At 64.9% G+C, this 16,452-nt stretch carries 13 protein-coding genes; 3 read left to right on the top strand and 10 right to left on the bottom strand.

The window, feature by feature from the left end; genetic code table 11:
* Positions 1–158 precede the first annotated feature (158 nt).
* From FJV80_RS17855 to FJV80_RS17830, 6 genes are all read right to left on the bottom strand, one after another.
* Positions 159–941 carry a carnitinyl-CoA dehydratase gene (locus FJV80_RS17855; protein ID WP_095771512.1) on the bottom strand — a complete coding sequence of 261 codons (783 nt, stop codon included), beginning with the start codon at positions 939–941 and terminating at the stop codon, positions 159–161.
* A complete protein-coding gene (locus FJV80_RS17850; protein ID WP_142877074.1) occupies positions 934–3,012 on the bottom strand; it encodes an acetate--CoA ligase family protein in 2,079 nt (692 codons plus the stop codon). Before FJV80_RS17850 ends, FJV80_RS17855 begins: the two co-directional genes overlap by 8 nt.
* An 83-nt stretch (positions 3,013–3,095) precedes the next feature.
* Positions 3,096–4,259 carry an acyl-CoA dehydrogenase gene (locus FJV80_RS17845; RefSeq protein ID WP_142877073.1) on the bottom strand — a complete coding sequence of 388 codons (1,164 nt, stop codon included), beginning with the start codon at positions 4,257–4,259 and terminating at the stop codon, positions 3,096–3,098.
* 4 nt (positions 4,260–4,263) lie between these two features.
* On the bottom strand, positions 4,264–5,358 hold the full coding sequence (locus FJV80_RS17840) for a carnitine 3-dehydrogenase (RefSeq protein WP_142877072.1): 1,095 nt from the start codon (positions 5,356–5,358) through the stop codon (positions 4,264–4,266).
* Entirely contained in the window at positions 5,355–5,987 is a 633-nt protein-coding gene (locus FJV80_RS17835; RefSeq protein WP_142877071.1) for an HD domain-containing protein, read from the bottom strand. The genes FJV80_RS17840 and FJV80_RS17835 overlap by 4 nt, the downstream gene beginning before the upstream one ends.
* Positions 5,988–6,000: 13 nt before the next feature.
* Positions 6,001–6,924, bottom strand: a complete 924-nt coding sequence (locus FJV80_RS17830; RefSeq protein WP_095771917.1) for a 3-keto-5-aminohexanoate cleavage protein — start codon at positions 6,922–6,924, stop codon at positions 6,001–6,003.
* A gap of 136 nt (positions 6,925–7,060) precedes the next feature.
* Here FJV80_RS17830 and FJV80_RS17825 point away from each other — a divergent pair, with 136 nt between their 5' ends.
* Positions 7,061–8,041: a GlxA family transcriptional regulator gene (locus FJV80_RS17825; protein ID WP_095771508.1), complete on the top strand. Its 981-nt coding sequence runs from the start codon at positions 7,061–7,063 to the stop codon at positions 8,039–8,041.
* A gap of 15 nt (positions 8,042–8,056) precedes the next feature.
* On the opposite strand, the gene FJV80_RS17820 is transcribed toward FJV80_RS17825, so the two are convergent.
* Together FJV80_RS17820 and xylA are read right to left on the bottom strand one after the other, a co-directional pair.
* Positions 8,057–8,260, bottom strand: a complete 204-nt coding sequence (locus tag FJV80_RS17820) for a hypothetical protein (RefSeq protein ID WP_095771507.1) — start codon at positions 8,258–8,260, stop codon at positions 8,057–8,059.
* A gap of 420 nt (positions 8,261–8,680) precedes the next feature.
* The gene (gene xylA / locus FJV80_RS17815; protein WP_038651459.1) at positions 8,681–10,006 is read right to left on the bottom strand and encodes a xylose isomerase; all 1,326 of its coding nucleotides are present in this window, start codon (positions 10,004–10,006) and stop codon (positions 8,681–8,683) included.
* A 113-nt stretch (positions 10,007–10,119) separates the two neighbouring features.
* Here xylA and FJV80_RS17810 point away from each other — a divergent pair, with 113 nt between their 5' ends.
* Positions 10,120–10,482, top strand: coding sequence for a nuclear transport factor 2 family protein (locus tag FJV80_RS17810; RefSeq protein WP_095789393.1), 363 nt, complete (start codon positions 10,120–10,122; stop codon positions 10,480–10,482).
* Positions 10,483–10,514: 32 nt separating this feature from the next.
* Here FJV80_RS17810 and xylB read toward each other — a convergent pair whose 3' ends face one another.
* Positions 10,515–11,969, bottom strand: a complete 1,455-nt coding sequence (xylB, locus tag FJV80_RS17805; protein ID WP_095789392.1) for a xylulokinase — start codon at positions 11,967–11,969, stop codon at positions 10,515–10,517.
* 82 nt (positions 11,970–12,051) lie between these two features.
* On the bottom strand, positions 12,052–13,374 hold the full coding sequence (locus FJV80_RS17800) for a tetratricopeptide repeat protein (protein WP_142877070.1): 1,323 nt from the start codon (positions 13,372–13,374) through the stop codon (positions 12,052–12,054).
* 228 nt (positions 13,375–13,602) lie between these two features.
* On the opposite strand from FJV80_RS17800, the gene FJV80_RS17795 reads away from it, so the two are divergent.
* Positions 13,603–16,449: an autotransporter outer membrane beta-barrel domain-containing protein gene (locus FJV80_RS17795; protein WP_142877069.1), complete on the top strand. Its 2,847-nt coding sequence runs from the start codon at positions 13,603–13,605 to the stop codon at positions 16,447–16,449.
* The last annotated feature ends 3 nt before the right edge of the window (positions 16,450–16,452 follow it).

The raw sequence follows: 16,452 nt of genomic DNA, 5'->3' as shown, positions 1-16,452 counted from the left end.
TCTCCCCCTCAAGGGGGGAGATCGGATGTCGGGAAGGGTTTCGCCAATCTTCTGCGTCGCGAGAAGAGCGTCGAGACCGAGGCTGCCAATCTCCCCGCTTGCGGGGGATATGCCCGGCAGGGCAGAGGGGGGTGCTTCGCGCTGTCATCTCAGCAGAGTCACTTCCCCTTCCACACCGGATCGCGCTTTTCGGCGAAGGCGCGGAACCCTTCCATATTGTCTTCCGACCCATAGAGCGCGTCGACCGTCGCCAACTGCCGGCGCGTAACCTTGTTCATGGCGTCCTGGAAGGTCAGCGCCTCGGCCACTCGCGCGGTCTCCTTGATGGCTGCAAACACCAGCGGCGGGCCGCTGGCGAGCAGGCGAGCGATCTCCCAGACGCGGTCCTCGAGCTTTTCCTTGGGCAGCACTTCGTTGACCAGGCCCCAGCGATGCGCTTCCGCGACATCCATCCAACGGCCGGTGAACAGAAGGTCCATGGCGACATGATAGGGAATGCGCTTCGGCAGCTTGATCGTCGCCGCGTCGGCCAACGTGCCGGCGCGGATTTCGGGCAGCGCGAAGGAGGAGTGGTCGGAGGCGTAGATGAGATCGCAGGACAGCGCGAGTTCGAAGCCGCCACCCACCGCCATACCGTTGACGCAAGCGATGACCGGCTTGTTCAAGTCGCGCAATTCCTGCAGGCCGGCGAAGCCGCCGACGCCATAGTCGCCGTCGACCGCGTCGCCGCCGGCGGCCGCCTTCAGGTCCCAGCCGGCGCAGAAGAACTTGTCGCCGGATGTCTTGACGATGGCGACGCGCAATTCCGGATCGTCGCGGAACGCCTTGAAGGTTTGCCCCATCAGCCGCGAGGTCTTCAGGTCGATGGCGTTGGCCTTGGGCCGGTCAAGGGTGACCTCGAGGATCGAGCCTTCGCGACGGGTCGAAATGACATCAGACATTCTTGTTCTCTCCCAGCACCAGCAGCGCGTCTGCGATCCAGGCACCCTTGCCTTCGACGCAGACGATCAACGGGTTGATGTCGAGTTCCTCGATCTCGCCGGCATTCTTCTGCACGAAGCCGGCAATGCCCGCGATGGCGTCGATGGCGGCCGCGACGTCGGCCTTCGGCCGGCCGCGATAGCCTTCGAGCAGCGGGAACAGCTTCAGGCCGCGCAAAGCCGCCTCGATGTCGTCGCGGGTCGCCGGCAACATCAAGGTGACGCTGTCGCGCAGCAGTTCGACCAGCACGCCGCCAGTGCCCAGCGTCATGACAGCGCCGAACATCGGATCCCTGGTGAAACCGACGATCAGTTCGGCGACGCCGTCGCGCACCATGCGCTCGACATAGAGGCCGGTGCCAAGCGGCAGCAGATCATGCGCCGCCGTGCTGACGGATTCGGCGTCCTTGAGGTTGAGCCGGACAGCGCCGACCTCGGATTTGTGGGTGACGCCCAGCGCCTTCAGGGCAACGGGAAAGCCGAGCGCCATCGAGGAAATCACCGCCTCGACCGCGTTGCCGGCGCGCTCGCCCTTGGGCACGGGAAGCCCGGCCTTGATCAGCCGCGCCTTGGCCTCGGCCTCGTCGGGCGTGACATGCGCGCCGCCGGCGGCGCCGGCAGCGGAGGTGTCGACCGGCTGCGCCTGCGGTTCGGCCCATGCCCAGCCGATGAAGGCCGCTGCGCCTGCGGCATCCATGGCCTCGGAAATGCCGAACAGCGGCACCATGCCGCGCGCCATCAGCTCCGCGGTGTATTCCTCCGGCAGGTTCTCCGGCAGCGAGGAGACGATCGCGCCATGCGCCTTGTTGGTCTTCAGCGCCGATTCGAAGGCGCGCAGCGTCGCCCACCAGTCGGTGACCGAGCAACGGTCCGGGCGCGGAAAGTCGAGCACCAGCATGTTCAAGTCAAAGCCGCCCGACACCATGGCGGTGAAGGTGGCGGTCATCGCCGGCTCATTGTTCCAGATGAAGGTGTGGTAGTCGAGCGGGTTGGCGACCGCGACCAGCGGCCCGAGCGTCGACTTGACATGGGCACGGTGTTTTTCCGTCAAAACCGGGAAATTGACCCAGCGACCTTCGGCGCTGTCGGCCATGACAGAAGCCTCGCCGCCAGAACAGCTCATAGACGACAGGCGATAGCCCGGGAGCGGACCAGTGATGTGCAGCAGCTTCAGCGCCTCGATGAAGGCCGGAATGGAATCGACGCGCGCAATGCCCAGCCGCCTCAGGAAAGCGCCGGACGCCGCGTCCGAACCGGCCAGCGACGCGGTGTGCGAGACAGTGGCCTGCCGCGCCTGTTCGGAGCGACCGACCTTCATGGCGATGATCGGCTTCTTCAGTTCGCGTGCCCGCGCAGCCAACCGTTCGAAGCCGGCTACCGAATCGAAGGCCTCGATATGCAGGCCGAGCGATGTCACCCGCTCATCCTCGATCAGGCCGAGCGCCATTTCGGAGAGGCCGGTCTGCGCCTGGTTGCCGGCGGTCATCAGGAAGGCGATCGGCAGGCCGCGCTTCTGCATCGTCATGTTGATGGCGATGTTGGAGGATTGGGTGATGATGGCGACGCCCTTGCCGCCCTCCTCCAGCCGGATGCCGCCATGCTGGTCGGGCCACAAAAGCGCGCCATCGGCATAGTTGATCAGGCCGTAGCAATTCGGCCCGATGATCGGCATCTCGCCGGCGGCCGCGACCAGTTCGGCCTGCAGCCGCTCGCCGTCATCGTCATAGGCCTCGGTCTCGAGGAAGCCGGCGGCAAAGCAGACGGCACCGCCGGCGCCGCGTTCGGCCAGCGCCTTGACCACCTCGATGGTCAGATGCCGGTTGACGCCGACAAAGGCGGCATCCGGCGCGCCGGGCAGATCGGCGACCGACCGATAGGCCTTGCGTCCGGCAACCTCGTCCTTGGTCGGGTGCACCGGCCAGATATCGCCGGCAAAACCCATCTTGATCGATTGTGCGACGACGGCGGCGGCCTGCACGCCACCGAAGACGGCGATGGATTTCGGGCGCAGGAGACGTTCGAGTTTATGCATGGTCATCTTTTCGTTTGAGCATCTCAGGACAAACGATCTCGTTTGCCCGACAAAACCGAATCTCGGCTTTGGGCGATCATGCTCTAAGCACCGAACGGACGCAGCAGCGCCCGCGAAATAATATGTCGCTGAATCTCGGACGTGCCCTCCCAGATGCGTTCGACGCGGGCGTCGCGCCAGATGCGTTCCAGCGGCAGGTCGTCCATCAGCCCCATGCCGCCATGGATCTGGATGGCCTCGTCGGCAACAAATGCAAGCATTTCGGTGGCCTTCAGCTTGGCCATGGCCATGTCCTGGTCGGTGACGGTGCCCTGATCGTACTTCCAGCCGGCTTCGAAGACCATGAGGTCGGCGGCCTTCAACTCGGTCGCCATGTCGGCGAGCTTGAACGACACGCCCTGGAACTTGCCGATCTGCTGGCCGAATTGCTGGCGCTGCGCGGCATATTCCACCGCATGGCCAAGCGCCCGCTCTGCGCGGCCGAGGCAGGTGGCGCCGACCTGCAGGCGGGTGGCGCCAAGCCAGGAATTGGCGACGTCGAAGCCCTTGTGCACTTCGCCGAGAACCTGGCTGGCCGGCAGCCGGCAATCGTCGAATTCGAGGATGGCGTTGGTGTAGCCGCGATGCGAGACGTTGCGGTAGCCATCGCGCACCGTGAAACCCTTGGTGCCCTTGTCGACGAAGAAGGCGGTGATCTTCTTGCGCTTGCCACGCGGTGAATCCTCTTCGCCGGAAGCCATGAAGACGATGGCAAAATCGGCGAGATCGGCGTGGCTGATGAAATGCTTGGTGCCGTTGAGCACCCAGTCGTCGCCGTCCTGCACGGCTGACGCCTTCATGCCGCGCAGGTCGGAGCCGGCGCCCGGCTCGGTCATCGCCAGGCAGTCCCATTTCTCGCCGCGGATGCAAGGAAACAGATATTTTTCGCGCTGCTCGGGCGTGCCGGCCAGCAGGATGTTGGAAGGCCGCGCCACGCAGGTCCAGTGCAGCGCGTAATTGGCGCGGCCGAGTTCCTTTTCGTAGAGCAGCCAGGTCACCGTATCGAGCCCCGCGCCGCCGACATCCGCCGGCATGTTGGCGGCATAGAGCCCGGCCGCGATCGCCTTGGCCTTGAGCTCCTCGATCAGCTCGCGGCGTAGCACACCGGTGCGCTCGACCTCTCGCTCATGCGGGTAGAGCTCATTCTCGACGAAGGCGCGCGTCGTCTCGACGATCAGCTTCTGCTCTTCCGAAAGACCGAAATCCATCGTCTCAGCCCTTCTTCTTTTTCTTCGGCTTTTCCGCCTTCTTCACCGGCTTGGAGGCCTTGGCCTTTTCGGCGGCCGTGGAAGCAGCCGGCCTCTTTGCCGCCAGCTTGGCCAACTGTTTGGTGTAATCCTTGTGCAAGGCGCCGGCGCCCCAGCCCTTGCCCTTGTTCTGCTTCGACAGCGCATCCATGATCGCGACCAGATTGTCGTCGCGGGTCTTTTCCAGCTCGCGGATCGACAGGCCATGCGCCTGGTCGTCCGACTGGGTGGCGATCAGGTCGACCAGTTCGTCGTTGAATTCCGGCACGTCCATCAGCTTGGTCCACGGCCATTTCAGGCATGGCCCGAACTGCGCCATGAAGTGGCGCATGCCGGCCTCGCCGCCGGCGACGCGATAGACCTGGAACATCCCCATCTGCGCCCAGCGCAGGCCGAAGCCGTAGCGCATGATGTCGTCGAGTTCCTCGACCGTGCAGATGCCGTCCTTGATCAGCCACAGCGCCTCGCGCCAGGCGGCCTCCAGCAGGCGGTCGCCGACGAAGGCCTCGATCTCCTTGCGGATGACGACAGGCTTCATGCCGATCGAGGCATAGATCTCCTTGGCGACCTCGATCGCCTCGGGGAAGGTCTGCTCGCCGCCGACGACTTCGACCAGCGGCAGGAGATAGACAGGGTTGAACGGATGGCCGACGACCAGCCGCTCCGGGTGCTTCTTCATCGCCACCTGCATGTCGGTCGGCTTGATGCCGGAGGTCGAGGAGCCGACAATGGCGTTGGCCGGCGCATGGGCGTCGATCTCGGCCAGCACCTTGTGTTTGAGGTCGAGCCGCTCCGGCACGCTTTCCTGGATGAAATCGGCGTCCGCGACCGCCTCGGCGATGGTCTTGGCGAAGGTGAGCTTGCCCTCTTTCGGCAAGCCGCCGGGCACCATCTGCTTGTAGGCGCGGCGCGCGCCCTTCATCACTTCCGAGACCTTGCGCGAGGCTTCCGGATCGGGATCGAAGATCGACACGTCGATGCCGTTGAGCAGCAGCCGCGCCACCCAGCCGGCGCCGATGACACCGCCGCCAATGGCGGCCGCCTTGTTGATGATGCTCATGCGCAAGCTCCGGTTCTTGTCCTGGCTGTTTCGGGATCGATGAGAGGCACGCGCTCGCCGGCGCGGATCACGGATGCGTCGTAGGCCTTGCGGGCGAAGACCTCGAGCACGAAGGGCCGAAAGAAGTCGATCGACAGCGTCTCATAGTCGGGATCGAAGCTCGACTGGTCCCAGCGCTCGCAGAACTGGTCACAATCGTCGAAATAGGCGTGGCCGGCGAAGCGGTCGCGGGCATGGCGGTTGCCGCCGAGATGATGGGCGTAATAGAGCCGCTGGAAGTCGCCATGCTTTTCCACCACCCAGGTGCATTGCTCGCGCACGAAGGGCTTCAGTATCGAAGCGGCGTATTCGTCGTGATTGTACGGCGCGTAGATGTCACCAATGTCATGCAGCAGCGCACAGGCGATCCAGTCGATGTCGGCGCCGTCGCGCCAGGCGCGCGTCGCCGCCTGCAACGAATGGCCGAGCCGGGTGATCTTGTAGCCGGACAGACCCTCGTCGAGCTGGACCAGCGCGTCGAGCAGCCGCTCGCCGGTCCTGGCGGCATAGTCGGTCTCATGGGCGGTCAGGAACTCGTAGTCTTGCCTGTCGCCATCCTTCATCGCGGTGAATTTGACGGTAGTAGCCATCGCCAGCCCCCGCCTATGCCGCGGCTGCGATCGGCGCCCGCTTGGTCAGGTTGAGCTTCTTGCGCACTTCCTCCGGACCGAGGATCCTGGCGCCGAGATTGGTGACGATGCTGGCAGCGCGCTCGACGAGCTGCGCATTGGTGGCCAGCACGCCCTTGTCGAGCCAGAGATTGTCCTCCAGACCGACGCGGACGTTGCCGCCGGCGATCACGGCCGCCGCAGCATAGGCCATCTGGTTGCGGCCGATGGAAAAGGCCGACCAGTTCCAGGTCGACGGCACATTGTTGACCATGGCCATGAAGGTGTTGAGATCGTCCGGCGCGCCCCACGGCACGCCCATGCAAAGCTGCACCAGCGCATCGGGGTTCAGCACCTTTTCCTCGACCAGCTGCTTGGCGAACCAGAGGTGGCCGGTGTCGAAAGCCTCGATCTCGGGCTTGACGCCGAGCGCCGTCATCATGCCGCCCATGGCGCGCAGCATGCCGGGCGTGTTGGTCATGACGTAGTCGGCTTCGGCGAAGTTCATGGTGCCGCAGTCAAGCGTGCAGATTTCCGGCAGGCACTGGCGCACATGTTCCATGCGGTTGGTGGCGCCGCCCATGTCGGTGCCTTTTTCGTTGAGCGGCAGCGGCGCTTCCGGCGACCCGAACACCATGTCGCCGCCCATGCCGGCGGTGAGGTTCAGCACGACGTCGACGTTGGCGTCGCGGATACGCTCGGTCACTTCGCGGTAGAGATGCACATCGCGGCGCGGCTTGCCGGTCTCGGGGTCGCGGACATGGCAATGGACGATGGCCGCGCCGGCCTTGGCGGCGTCGATGGCCGAATCGGCGATCTGCTTGGGCGAACGCGGCACATGCGGAGAGCGATCCTGCGAGCCGCCGGATCCGGTCACGGCACAGGTAATGAAGACCTCACGGTTCATCGCGAGCGGCATGGAATTCTCCTCCCAATTCGAACAGCCATGCATGTCGCCCAAAAGTGGGAACCGGCTTCGGAACAACGACATGCACAGGGACCCGCATAACATTGCGCGACTTGCAGGCGGCTGCTTTGCGCTTTACGAAGGCTGAATGACAAAAAACGAAAAAGCGACAATCTTTCGCGCCGAGCAGTCGCCGCTCAAGGTGACGCTGCTGGTGTTTTCCGGGGCATCCATCATGTGCGTGGCGTGCGCCGTCGATCCGCTGCGGGCCGCCAACCGCATCGCCGGCGAAACCCTGTTCGACTTCAAGCTGGTTTCGGTAACCGGGGAGGCGCCGGTCACAACATGCGGCCTGCCCGTGGCGGTCAGCGGCCGATTCGATGCAACGGAACCGACCGATGTCCTGGTCGTGGTCGCGGGCTTCGGTACGCAGAATTATGCGACGTCGGCCTTGCTCGCCGGGTTGCGCCGCGCGGCGCGGTCGGCCCGCGCCTGCGGCGGCGTCGAGGCGGGCACTTGGCTGGTGGCGCGCGCCGGCTTGCTGGAAGGGCGCAGCGCCACCACCCATTGGGAGGACATGGAGGATTTTTCCTCCGCATTTCCGGGCGTCGACGTGCGCCCCGACCGATACATCATCGATGGGCCCGTCTTCACCACGGGCGGCGCGTCGCCGACCCTGGACCTGATGCTGCACCTGATCCGCACCCGGCTCGGCATGGCCGTGGCGCTCGATGTGGCAAGCGCGTTCATCTACGACCAGGCGCGCGTGGCGACCGATGCGCAGCCGCTGGTCTCGCTCGGCCGGCTTGATGGCTACGATCCGCGCCTGGCGCAGGCCATCCGGCTGATGGAAGCGCATGTCGACCAGCCGCTGACCATAGAAGCCATCGCCAAGCGCGCCGGCGTGACGGCACGGACCCTGGAAAGCATCTTTCGCAAGTCGATCGGCGAGACGCCGGGCGCCTATTATCTGAGGCTGCGGCTGGGGGCCGCGCGCCGGCTGGTGGTCGACACGCGCGTGGCCATGGCGGATATTGCCGGGCGGACCGGATTCTCGTCCGCCGCGGCATTTTCCAGAGCGTTTTCAAGAGCGTTTGGCGAAGCCCCGGTGAGGTTGCGCCGGGGCTAAGTCAGTTCAGGGGAATCAGGCGGCGTTCTGGCGATCGCTGCCGGCGTCGATCTGCGAGCGCATCTGTCGCACCAGCCGGATTTCAAAGCGGTTGCTGACGGCGCGATCCCATTGGTTTTTCACATCGTCGGTCGGCCGCGGCAGCGCCATCAGCCCGTCGATGATCGATCCGGTCTCACCGGATGAGAGCAGGGCGTCGATTTCGCGTTCGTGCTGCATATCGGTTCGCCTCCTTCCTTTTCACCCGCCACAGGTCCCTTTTATACGAGATACGTGACGGCAGTTTGAAGGCAAGAGCGAGGTCATTGAGGGGCGGCGCGGGCAAACCTTTTGGTATTGCGCTACATTGACTCCGGACATTCCGGCGCAGGCCCGCGGGCGGACAATGCCTCGAGAAGACGCAATGACACGCATTCCGGCACTGGCGGAATTCCCCGACGCGGCGCAGTGCTACAAGGCCGGCGCAACCCTCAGCGTCGTGTTCCGGCGACAGGCTCGTCCCCACGCGTCCACGCCCGGCGCCGATCGCCGGCGAGGTGGTCAACGCCTCGCCGAGTTCTATCATGCTCGTGTGGCTCCACCCCGCGCGGAATGCAATTTTCAGCTCTGCGGCGCCCGAATCGGGCACCGCAAGACACCTCACACGTAGCGGTTGACGATGTTTTCCAGCAATTCCTGACGGCCGGAGCGCGGCTGCGGTTCGATCTTCTTCTTGACCACGCGCTCGGCGATGTCCTCCAGCGTGCGCTTGCCCGACAGCATTGCCTTGCCCTCTGCCGTGTTCCAGCCGGCATAGCGCTCGGCCAGCGGCGCCGACAGCGCCTTGTCCTCGACCATGCGGGCCGCGGCCTTGAGGCCGCGCGCACAAGAATCCATGCCGCCGATATGGCCGATCAGCAGGTCCTGCGGGTCGAGCGACTGACGGCGCAGCTTGGCGTCGAAATTGGTGCCGCCGGTCTTGAAGCCACCAGCCTGCAGGACCTGGTAGTAGGCCAGCGCCATTTCCGGCACGTTGTTGGGGAACTGGTCGGTGTCCCAGCCCGACTGGTAGTCGTTGCGGTTCATGTCGATCGAACCGAAGACGCCGAGGGCATTGGCGAGCGCCAGTTCGTGCTCGAAGGAGTGGCCGGCGAGGATGGCGTGGCCCTGCTCGATGTTGAGCTTGACCTCCTTCTCCAGGCCGAAGCGCTTGAGGAAGCCGTAAACGGTTGCGACGTCATAGTCGTACTGATGCTTTGTCGGCTCCTGCGGCTTCGGCTCGATCAGGATGGTGCCCTTGAAGCCGATCTTGTGCTTGTAGTCGACGACGAGGCTGAGGAAGCGGCCGGCCTGTTCCTGCTCGCGGGCAAGGTCGGTGTTGAGCAGCGTCTCATAGCCTTCGCGCCCGCCCCACAGCACATAGTTCTCACCCTTCAGCCGCTTGGTGACGTCGATGCAGCTTTTCACCGTCGCCGCCGCATAGGCAAAGACATCCGGATCGGGATTGGTGGCGGCGCCCGACATGAAGCGGCGATGCGAAAAAAGGTTCGCCGTGCCCCAGAGCAGCTTGACCCCGGTCTGCTTCATCTTGCCGGCGAAATAGTCAGCGATCTCGTCGAGGCGGGCGGCACTTTCTGAAAAGTCCTTGCCCTCGGGCCGGACATCGGCGTCGTGGAAGCAGAAATAGGGCGCGCCGAGCAGCGAGAACATCTCGAAGGCGACATCGGCCTTGAGCTTCGCCAGTTCCATCGTGTCGATGCCGCCCGCCTTGGGGAACCAGGGGCGGTCGAAGGTCTGGCCGCCGAACGGGTCGCCACCCGGCCAGGCAAAGGAGTGCCAGTAGGCGACGGCGAAGCGCAGATGGTCTTCCAGCCGCTTGCCGGCCACCACCTCGTCAGGATTGTAGAAGCGGTAGGCCAGCGGATTGGTCGAATCCGGCCCCTCATATTTGATCTTCTGGATGTCGCCGAAAAATCCGCTGCTCATGATTTCCGTCCTCTCTCGAATAGTTCGCCCTGATTACCTCAGGCGTAATTGGTTTCGGTCCCAGGCTGGTCGAAAAGGCTGATGTCAAAGCCATCAAACAAAGGAGACAGACCATGACCGACCTCAACAAGATCGCCGAGGGCTACATCACCGCCTGGAACGAAAGCGATGCCGGCCGCCGCGCCGAATTGCTGAACGCCACCTTCACCGAAGACGTCAGCTATCGCGATCCGGTCATGCAGGGCGACGGCCATGACGGTGTCGCGGCGCTCATCGACGGCGTGCAGCAACGCTTTGCCGGCTTCCGCTTCTCGCTGAAGGGCACGCCGGACGGCTTCGCCGACAAGATCCGCTTCTCCTGGAACCTCGGGCCTGAAGGCGTTCCTTCGGTGATCGAAGGCACCGACATCGGCGTCATCGAAAACGGCCGCCTGAAGAGCATCACCGGTTTTCTGGACAAAGTGCCGGCGCAGTGAGGCCGGAAGTCGCGGCGTGGGCGAGAAATCGTTCACGCCGTGGCACTCCTGATTGCCGGATAGAGCGCCCGGTAGCGATGATAGGCGTCCGCATAGGCGCCGCCGAGCTTGGCATCCGGTTCGATCGTGGCATCCGTCCTTGGGGCGGAGCAGACGGCCAGCGGAGCGGCACCCGTCGCCGCGATCAGACCGAGCCTGGCGGCACCGAAGGCGGCGCCGAAATCGCCGTCGGCGGGAATGTCCACCGGCACCTGCAGCGCGGTGGCGATCGATTTCAGCCAGTAGCGCGAGCGTGAGCCGCCGCCGATCGCCGTCACCCGCGTCAATGTGGTGCCGGCCGTCTTCAGGGCTTCGAGACTATCGCGGAAGGCGAAGGCGACGCCCTCGAGCACCGCTTGCGTCAGCACTGCGCGGCTCGATTCATGCGCCAGCCCGGTGAAGGAACCGCGGATGGCGGAATCATTATGCGGCGTGCGCTCGCCAGAGAGGTAGGGCAGGAAGGATACACCGGTCGGCGCCTTCAGCGCGTCGCCGAGTTCGGCGGTCAGTTCACCCGCGCCCTTTCCAGTGATCTCCGACAGCCAGTTGAGCGAATCGGTCGCCGACAGGATCACGCCCATCTGGTGCCAAGTGTTGGGCAGCGCATGGCAGAAAGTGTGGACAGCACTTGCCGGGTTGGGCAGATAGGACGCGTTGGCGGCAAACAGCACGCCCGACGTACCGAGAGAGACAAAGGCATGGCCAGCGCCGACCGTGCCCATGCCGCAGGCCGAGGCTGCATTGTCGCCGGCGCCACCGGCAATCGGGATGCCGGCCTCGACGCCCCATTTCGATGCCAATTCAGCGCGCAAACCGCCGGCCTTCTCGGTGCCTTCGACCAGCGACGGCATCTGCTTCTCGTCGAGCGACGTTGCCGCCAGCAATTCGGGCGACCAGCGGCGCTCCCCGACATCAAGCCAGGACGTGCCGGCGGAGTCGGACATTTCGGAAATGTGCTCGCCGGTCAGCCAAAGCCGCAGGAAATCCTTCGGCAGCAGCACCTGCGCCACTTTGGCGAAGACGGCGGGTTCGTTGTTCTTAACCCAGGCGAGCTTGGGCGCGGTGAAGCCGGGGAAAACGATGTTGCCTGTGAGCTTGCGGAAGCGCGGATCGGCGTCGAGCGCCGCCGCCTCGACATGGCTGCGCGTGTCGTTCCACAGGATGCAGGGGCGCAACACTTTGTCAGCTGAATCGAGCAAGGTCGCGCCGTGCATCTGGCCGGACAGGCCGATGCCTTTCACCGCCGCGAATTGCCTGGGATGGGAAGCCTTGAGTTCGGCGATCGCATCTTCGCAGGCGCGTATCCAGTGGGACGGATCCTGTTCGGACCAGCCGGGATGCGGCCGCGAGACGTCAAGCGAGCCATGGCCGGAACCGACGACGGTCTGTCCGGCATCGATCAGCAGCGCCTTGACGCCCGACGTGCCCAGGTCGAGGCCGAGATACATGTCATCCTCCCATGCCAATTATTTTTTTCGGATCTCGAAAAAATCTGGCTGAGCCAGTTTTTAAGGCAAGATCGGCTTGCGGTCAATTCTCTGACAAATCGGCCGCGCGTCGCGCAAGCAGCACGGAGAGTGGGCTATCCGGCCGCGCCATCGAACGCTCGGCCGCGAGCGCCCCGGCGAGCGCGCGGTCACCGGCCCGCAAGGCCGCTTCGATCAGCGTCAGGTCGATGACGTCGCGCTGTGCGTGGCTGCCGCCGAAGCGGTTGGCGATCGTCCGGATCGGCCGGATCAGGTGCACGGCCTCTGTGTAGTTGCCCTCGCCGAACGCCTTGATTGCCAGCGTCAGCGGATGGCCGACATCGCGCGTGAAAGCGGCGTTGTCGCCATTGCCGCGCATGGCCTCGCGCTGGGCATCGAGCAAGGTCCGCGCCGGGGTGTCGAGCCCGGCGCCAACGAAGGCCATCATCGCATGCGCATCGTTGAAGGCATAATCGCCGGCGCCGGCCTTGGGCCAATTGGCGGCGAGCGCCGTCCAGCGGTCACCGACATCGATGCCGCCGAGATGCAGCCGCCACAGGATTGCCGACGCATCGACCATGTTCAGCGCCATCGCCGATGGCGCGCCATAGATCGGTCCGTCATAGAGCGCCAGCACCTGGTCGATCTCGCCGAGATCGTAATGGAACAGCGCCAGGTGCCACCAATTGTGCACCTGCAGGAAGCTCTCCTTTGTCCAGGCTTCGGGATTGGCGCGCATCCAGGCGATCCCGTCCCTTTGCCGGCTTTGCATTTCCATGACATGCGCGACCGCATGCTGCGCCCAGCCGTCGCGCGGCTCGATCTCGACCGCTGCGCGACCGAGCTGTTCGGCCCTGGCATAGTCGCCCATTTCCTCCAGCCCGAAGGCCTGCATTCCGAGAATAGCGTGGTAGCCCGGCATGCCGCCCTGCCATGACGGCAAGGCACGGGCGATGCGGTCACGCAGCATGCGGGCATTGCCGGTGAAGAAGTCGATCTGGTGCCCGACCTGCAGCGCCAGTGCGTCGAGGGGGGTCTCGATGGCGATATCCTCGAGGATCCTGGCGGCGTCATGCCAGCGCCCGTTGGCGAGGTGGCCAAGGGCCAAGACATGCGCCTCTTCGCGCGTCGTCGCGGCAAGCGGCAGCGCCGCCTCGTGGCAAGCCCTGGCCACCGCCGTCGCGTCGCGCTCGGTGGCGAGGCCGAAGAGATAGCCCTTGAAAACATGCGCCATGACGAAACCGGGATCCTCCGATATGGCACGGTCGACGGAGGCGACCGGATCGCCGATGAAGCACAGCAATTCACGCACGGCCTGGCCGTAGGGCGTGAATCCCGCTTCGGTGGCGCCCGAAAATGTCAGGCCGAATGCGTCCCTGATTGCCATGCAACATCCTCTGATCGACCTGGGACAAGCCCCAGACCCTTCGGGCCAAGGCGATCTTAAATCATGGGCCACGGACGTGCCAATCCATGCACTGCACAAGGTTCATGCCAGCTGCCTTTGCAGTTCATCAACCATCGGATGCAGATTAGGCTTTGTAAAAGCGAACGAATTGTGGCTTCATTGCGGCGCGGCGAAGGGCTTGTAATCGCGATCTGAGAGGGGGACGCGATGCAGCATTTTGAAATACAGCGTCCGAACGGCCGTTCGGAAAACGCCGATGAGTCGAATTCTTTGTCGTGGCGAAAGCCGCAGCAAATCCATCCATGGTTTATTAGCTTATTTGCAACTACAGCACTTGTGTTGCTGCCGAATTCCGCGGCCCTGGCGGCCTGCATTCTGGTTCCGTCGGCCGGAAACACCACCTTCACCTGCGACAGCGGCGATTCCGGCGGCAGCCTTACCGATACCAGCGGCAACAACACGCTGACCTTTCCCGCAGGCGGCACCGGGCAGGTGAGCGGCAACGTCATCTTCGGCGCCGGTATGGATCGCATCGACATGCAGTCCGGCACCATCACCGGCACGGTCGACCAGGGCGACGGCACCGATTTCTTCACCATCGGCGGCGGCACCGTCGCCGGCAATGTCCAGCAGGGCGCCGGCATCGACGATTTCAACATGAGCGGCGGCCAGATCGGATCGCTCAACCAGGGCGACGGGCTGGACACATTCACCATGACAGGCGGGCGCATCGTCGATTTCTTCGACGATGGCGACAACGCCGTGATGACCGGCGGCCGCATCGGTCGGGTCAACATGAAGCTCGACAAGAACTATTTCAACATGTCCGGCGGCACCATCGACCGCAACCTCGTCACCGGCTTCGACCAGGACACCATCATCCTGTCGGGCGGCACGATCGGCGGCAACATCAGCGTCAGCGGCGGCAATGACAGCGTGACGATATCAGGCGGTACGGTCGGCGGCGATGTACTGATGAGCTTTGGCTCCGACAGTTTCGTCTGGAATGGCGGCGGCATCATCTATGGCGCCGTCGATCTCGGCGCCGACAACGATACCGCCAAGCTCAGCAACCTCACCAACGCCAATCTCGGCGGCACGGATGCCTTGAATGGCGGCCTCGGTACCGATGCGCTGACCTTCGACAACGTCAAGCTGGAGGGGATCAGCCGGGTCCAGAACTGGGAAAGCATCCGCGCCACCGACGACACACAGCTGATGCTCGACGGCAATCTCAAGCTCGGCGACAGCGGCACCGGCACGGGCTCGCTCAGCGTCGATGCTTCGAGCACGCTCTATGGCGGCGGCTTCAACTCGACGATCCAGGCCTTCACGGCAGGCCAGTTGGCGGAAGTGACCAATGCCGGGCGCATCGACCTGACCAACGGCGCCACGGGCGCAACCGACCGGCTGACGATTTCGGGCAATTATGTCGGCGCCGGCGGCGTGCTGCTTGTCCAGACCGAACTCGGCGACGATTCTTCCGCGTCCGACAGGCTGGTGCTTTCGGGCGGCACGGCTTCCGGCTCGACCGGCATTTCCGTGCTCAACGCCGGCGGCGCGGGTGCCGCGACCACCCAGGACGGCATCATGCTCGTCCAGGCGGTCAACGGCGCCACTTCGGGCGCCTCGACCTTCGCGCTTGACGGGCCGGTCGCCGCCGGCGCCTTCGAATACTATCTTTTCAAAGGGGGCGTCAGCGCCGGCAGCGAGGAGAACTGGTATCTGCGCTCGACGCTGATAACACCGACGACGCCGGCCGCGGCGCCACCGACGGTCGAGCCCCCTCCGCCGGTGGAACCGGTGCCGCCGGCGGCCGAGCCGCCACCGCCGCCGCCCTCCGAACTGCCGCCGACCCCGCCGCCGAGCGAGGGCGACATCAACAATCCGCCGGTCGACCCGACACCGCCCGTGCAGGCCAGCGACCCGCAACCCGAACCACCGCCGCCACCACCACCGGCGCCTCCGGCGGATCCGCCACCACCACCGCCGGTGGTGCCGACCGAAGCGCCGGCGCTTCCAGTGCCGACACTGCCTGGCCCGCCGCCTGTCCAGCCGGCGCCGCCGACACCCGGAGCGACGGCGGTGCAGGCAGCCGTGATCCCGCTCTACCGCATCGAGGTGCCGGTCTATTCGGCCTTGCCGCCGGTGGCCGAACACCTGGCGATGACGACGCTCGGCACCTTCCACGAGCGGCGGGGTGAGCAAAGACTGCTGTCGAACCCCGAGCTATCGCCGGTCTGGGGCCGCATCTATGGCCAGGACGCCAAGATGGGCTGGTCGGGAACGGTGTCGCCCTCCTTCGACGGCACGCTGTACGGCCTCCAGGCGGGCTTCGACGTGTTCGGCCGCGACACCGCCTCGGGCGGAATCGATCGCGCCGGCCTGTTCGTCGCCTATGCCAGCATGAAGGGCGATTTGCGCGGCCAGGCGCTGGGATGGAACGATCTGTCCGTCGGCAGCCTCGACGTCACCGGCACCAGCATCGGCGGTTACTGGACCCGGATCGGCCAAAGCGGCTGGTACCTTGACGGCGTCCTCATGGCCACCTTCTTCGGCGGCGACGCGACATCGTCGCGCGACATCGGCATCGATGTCGGCGGAACAGGCGTCACCGCTTCCCTGGAAGGCGGCTACCCAATCGCGCTGGCGCAGGGCTGGACGCTTGAGCCGCAGGCGCAACTGGTCTGGCAGCATCTGTCGCTCGACGACACCAACGACCGCTTCTCGTCGGTTTCCTTCGATACCGACGACAGCGTCAGCGGCCGGCTGGGTGCGCGGCTGCAGGGCGAGACCACCATCAACGGCGTGGCGCTGCAGCCCTACCTCAAAGCCAACATCTGGCACGATTTCGGCGGCACCAGCCATGTCAATTTCGACACCACCGACATCTCGACCGAGGGCCGGTCGACCTCCTTCGAGTTCGGCGGCGGCGTGGTCGCTGAGGTGACCGACAAGGTCAGCCTCTTTGCCACCGGCGACTACACGACCAATCTGGGCGGCGACAAGCGCCGCATCCTCGAGGGCAATGTGGGTATCAGCGTCAAATGGTGAGGC

This window comes from Mesorhizobium sp. WSM4310 (genome assembly GCF_007003935.1).
GTDB lineage: Bacteria > Pseudomonadota > Alphaproteobacteria > Rhizobiales > Rhizobiaceae > Mesorhizobium.
The sequence above is the reverse complement of the archived record's forward strand: the minus strand, read 5'-3'. Positions and strand labels throughout refer to the sequence as shown.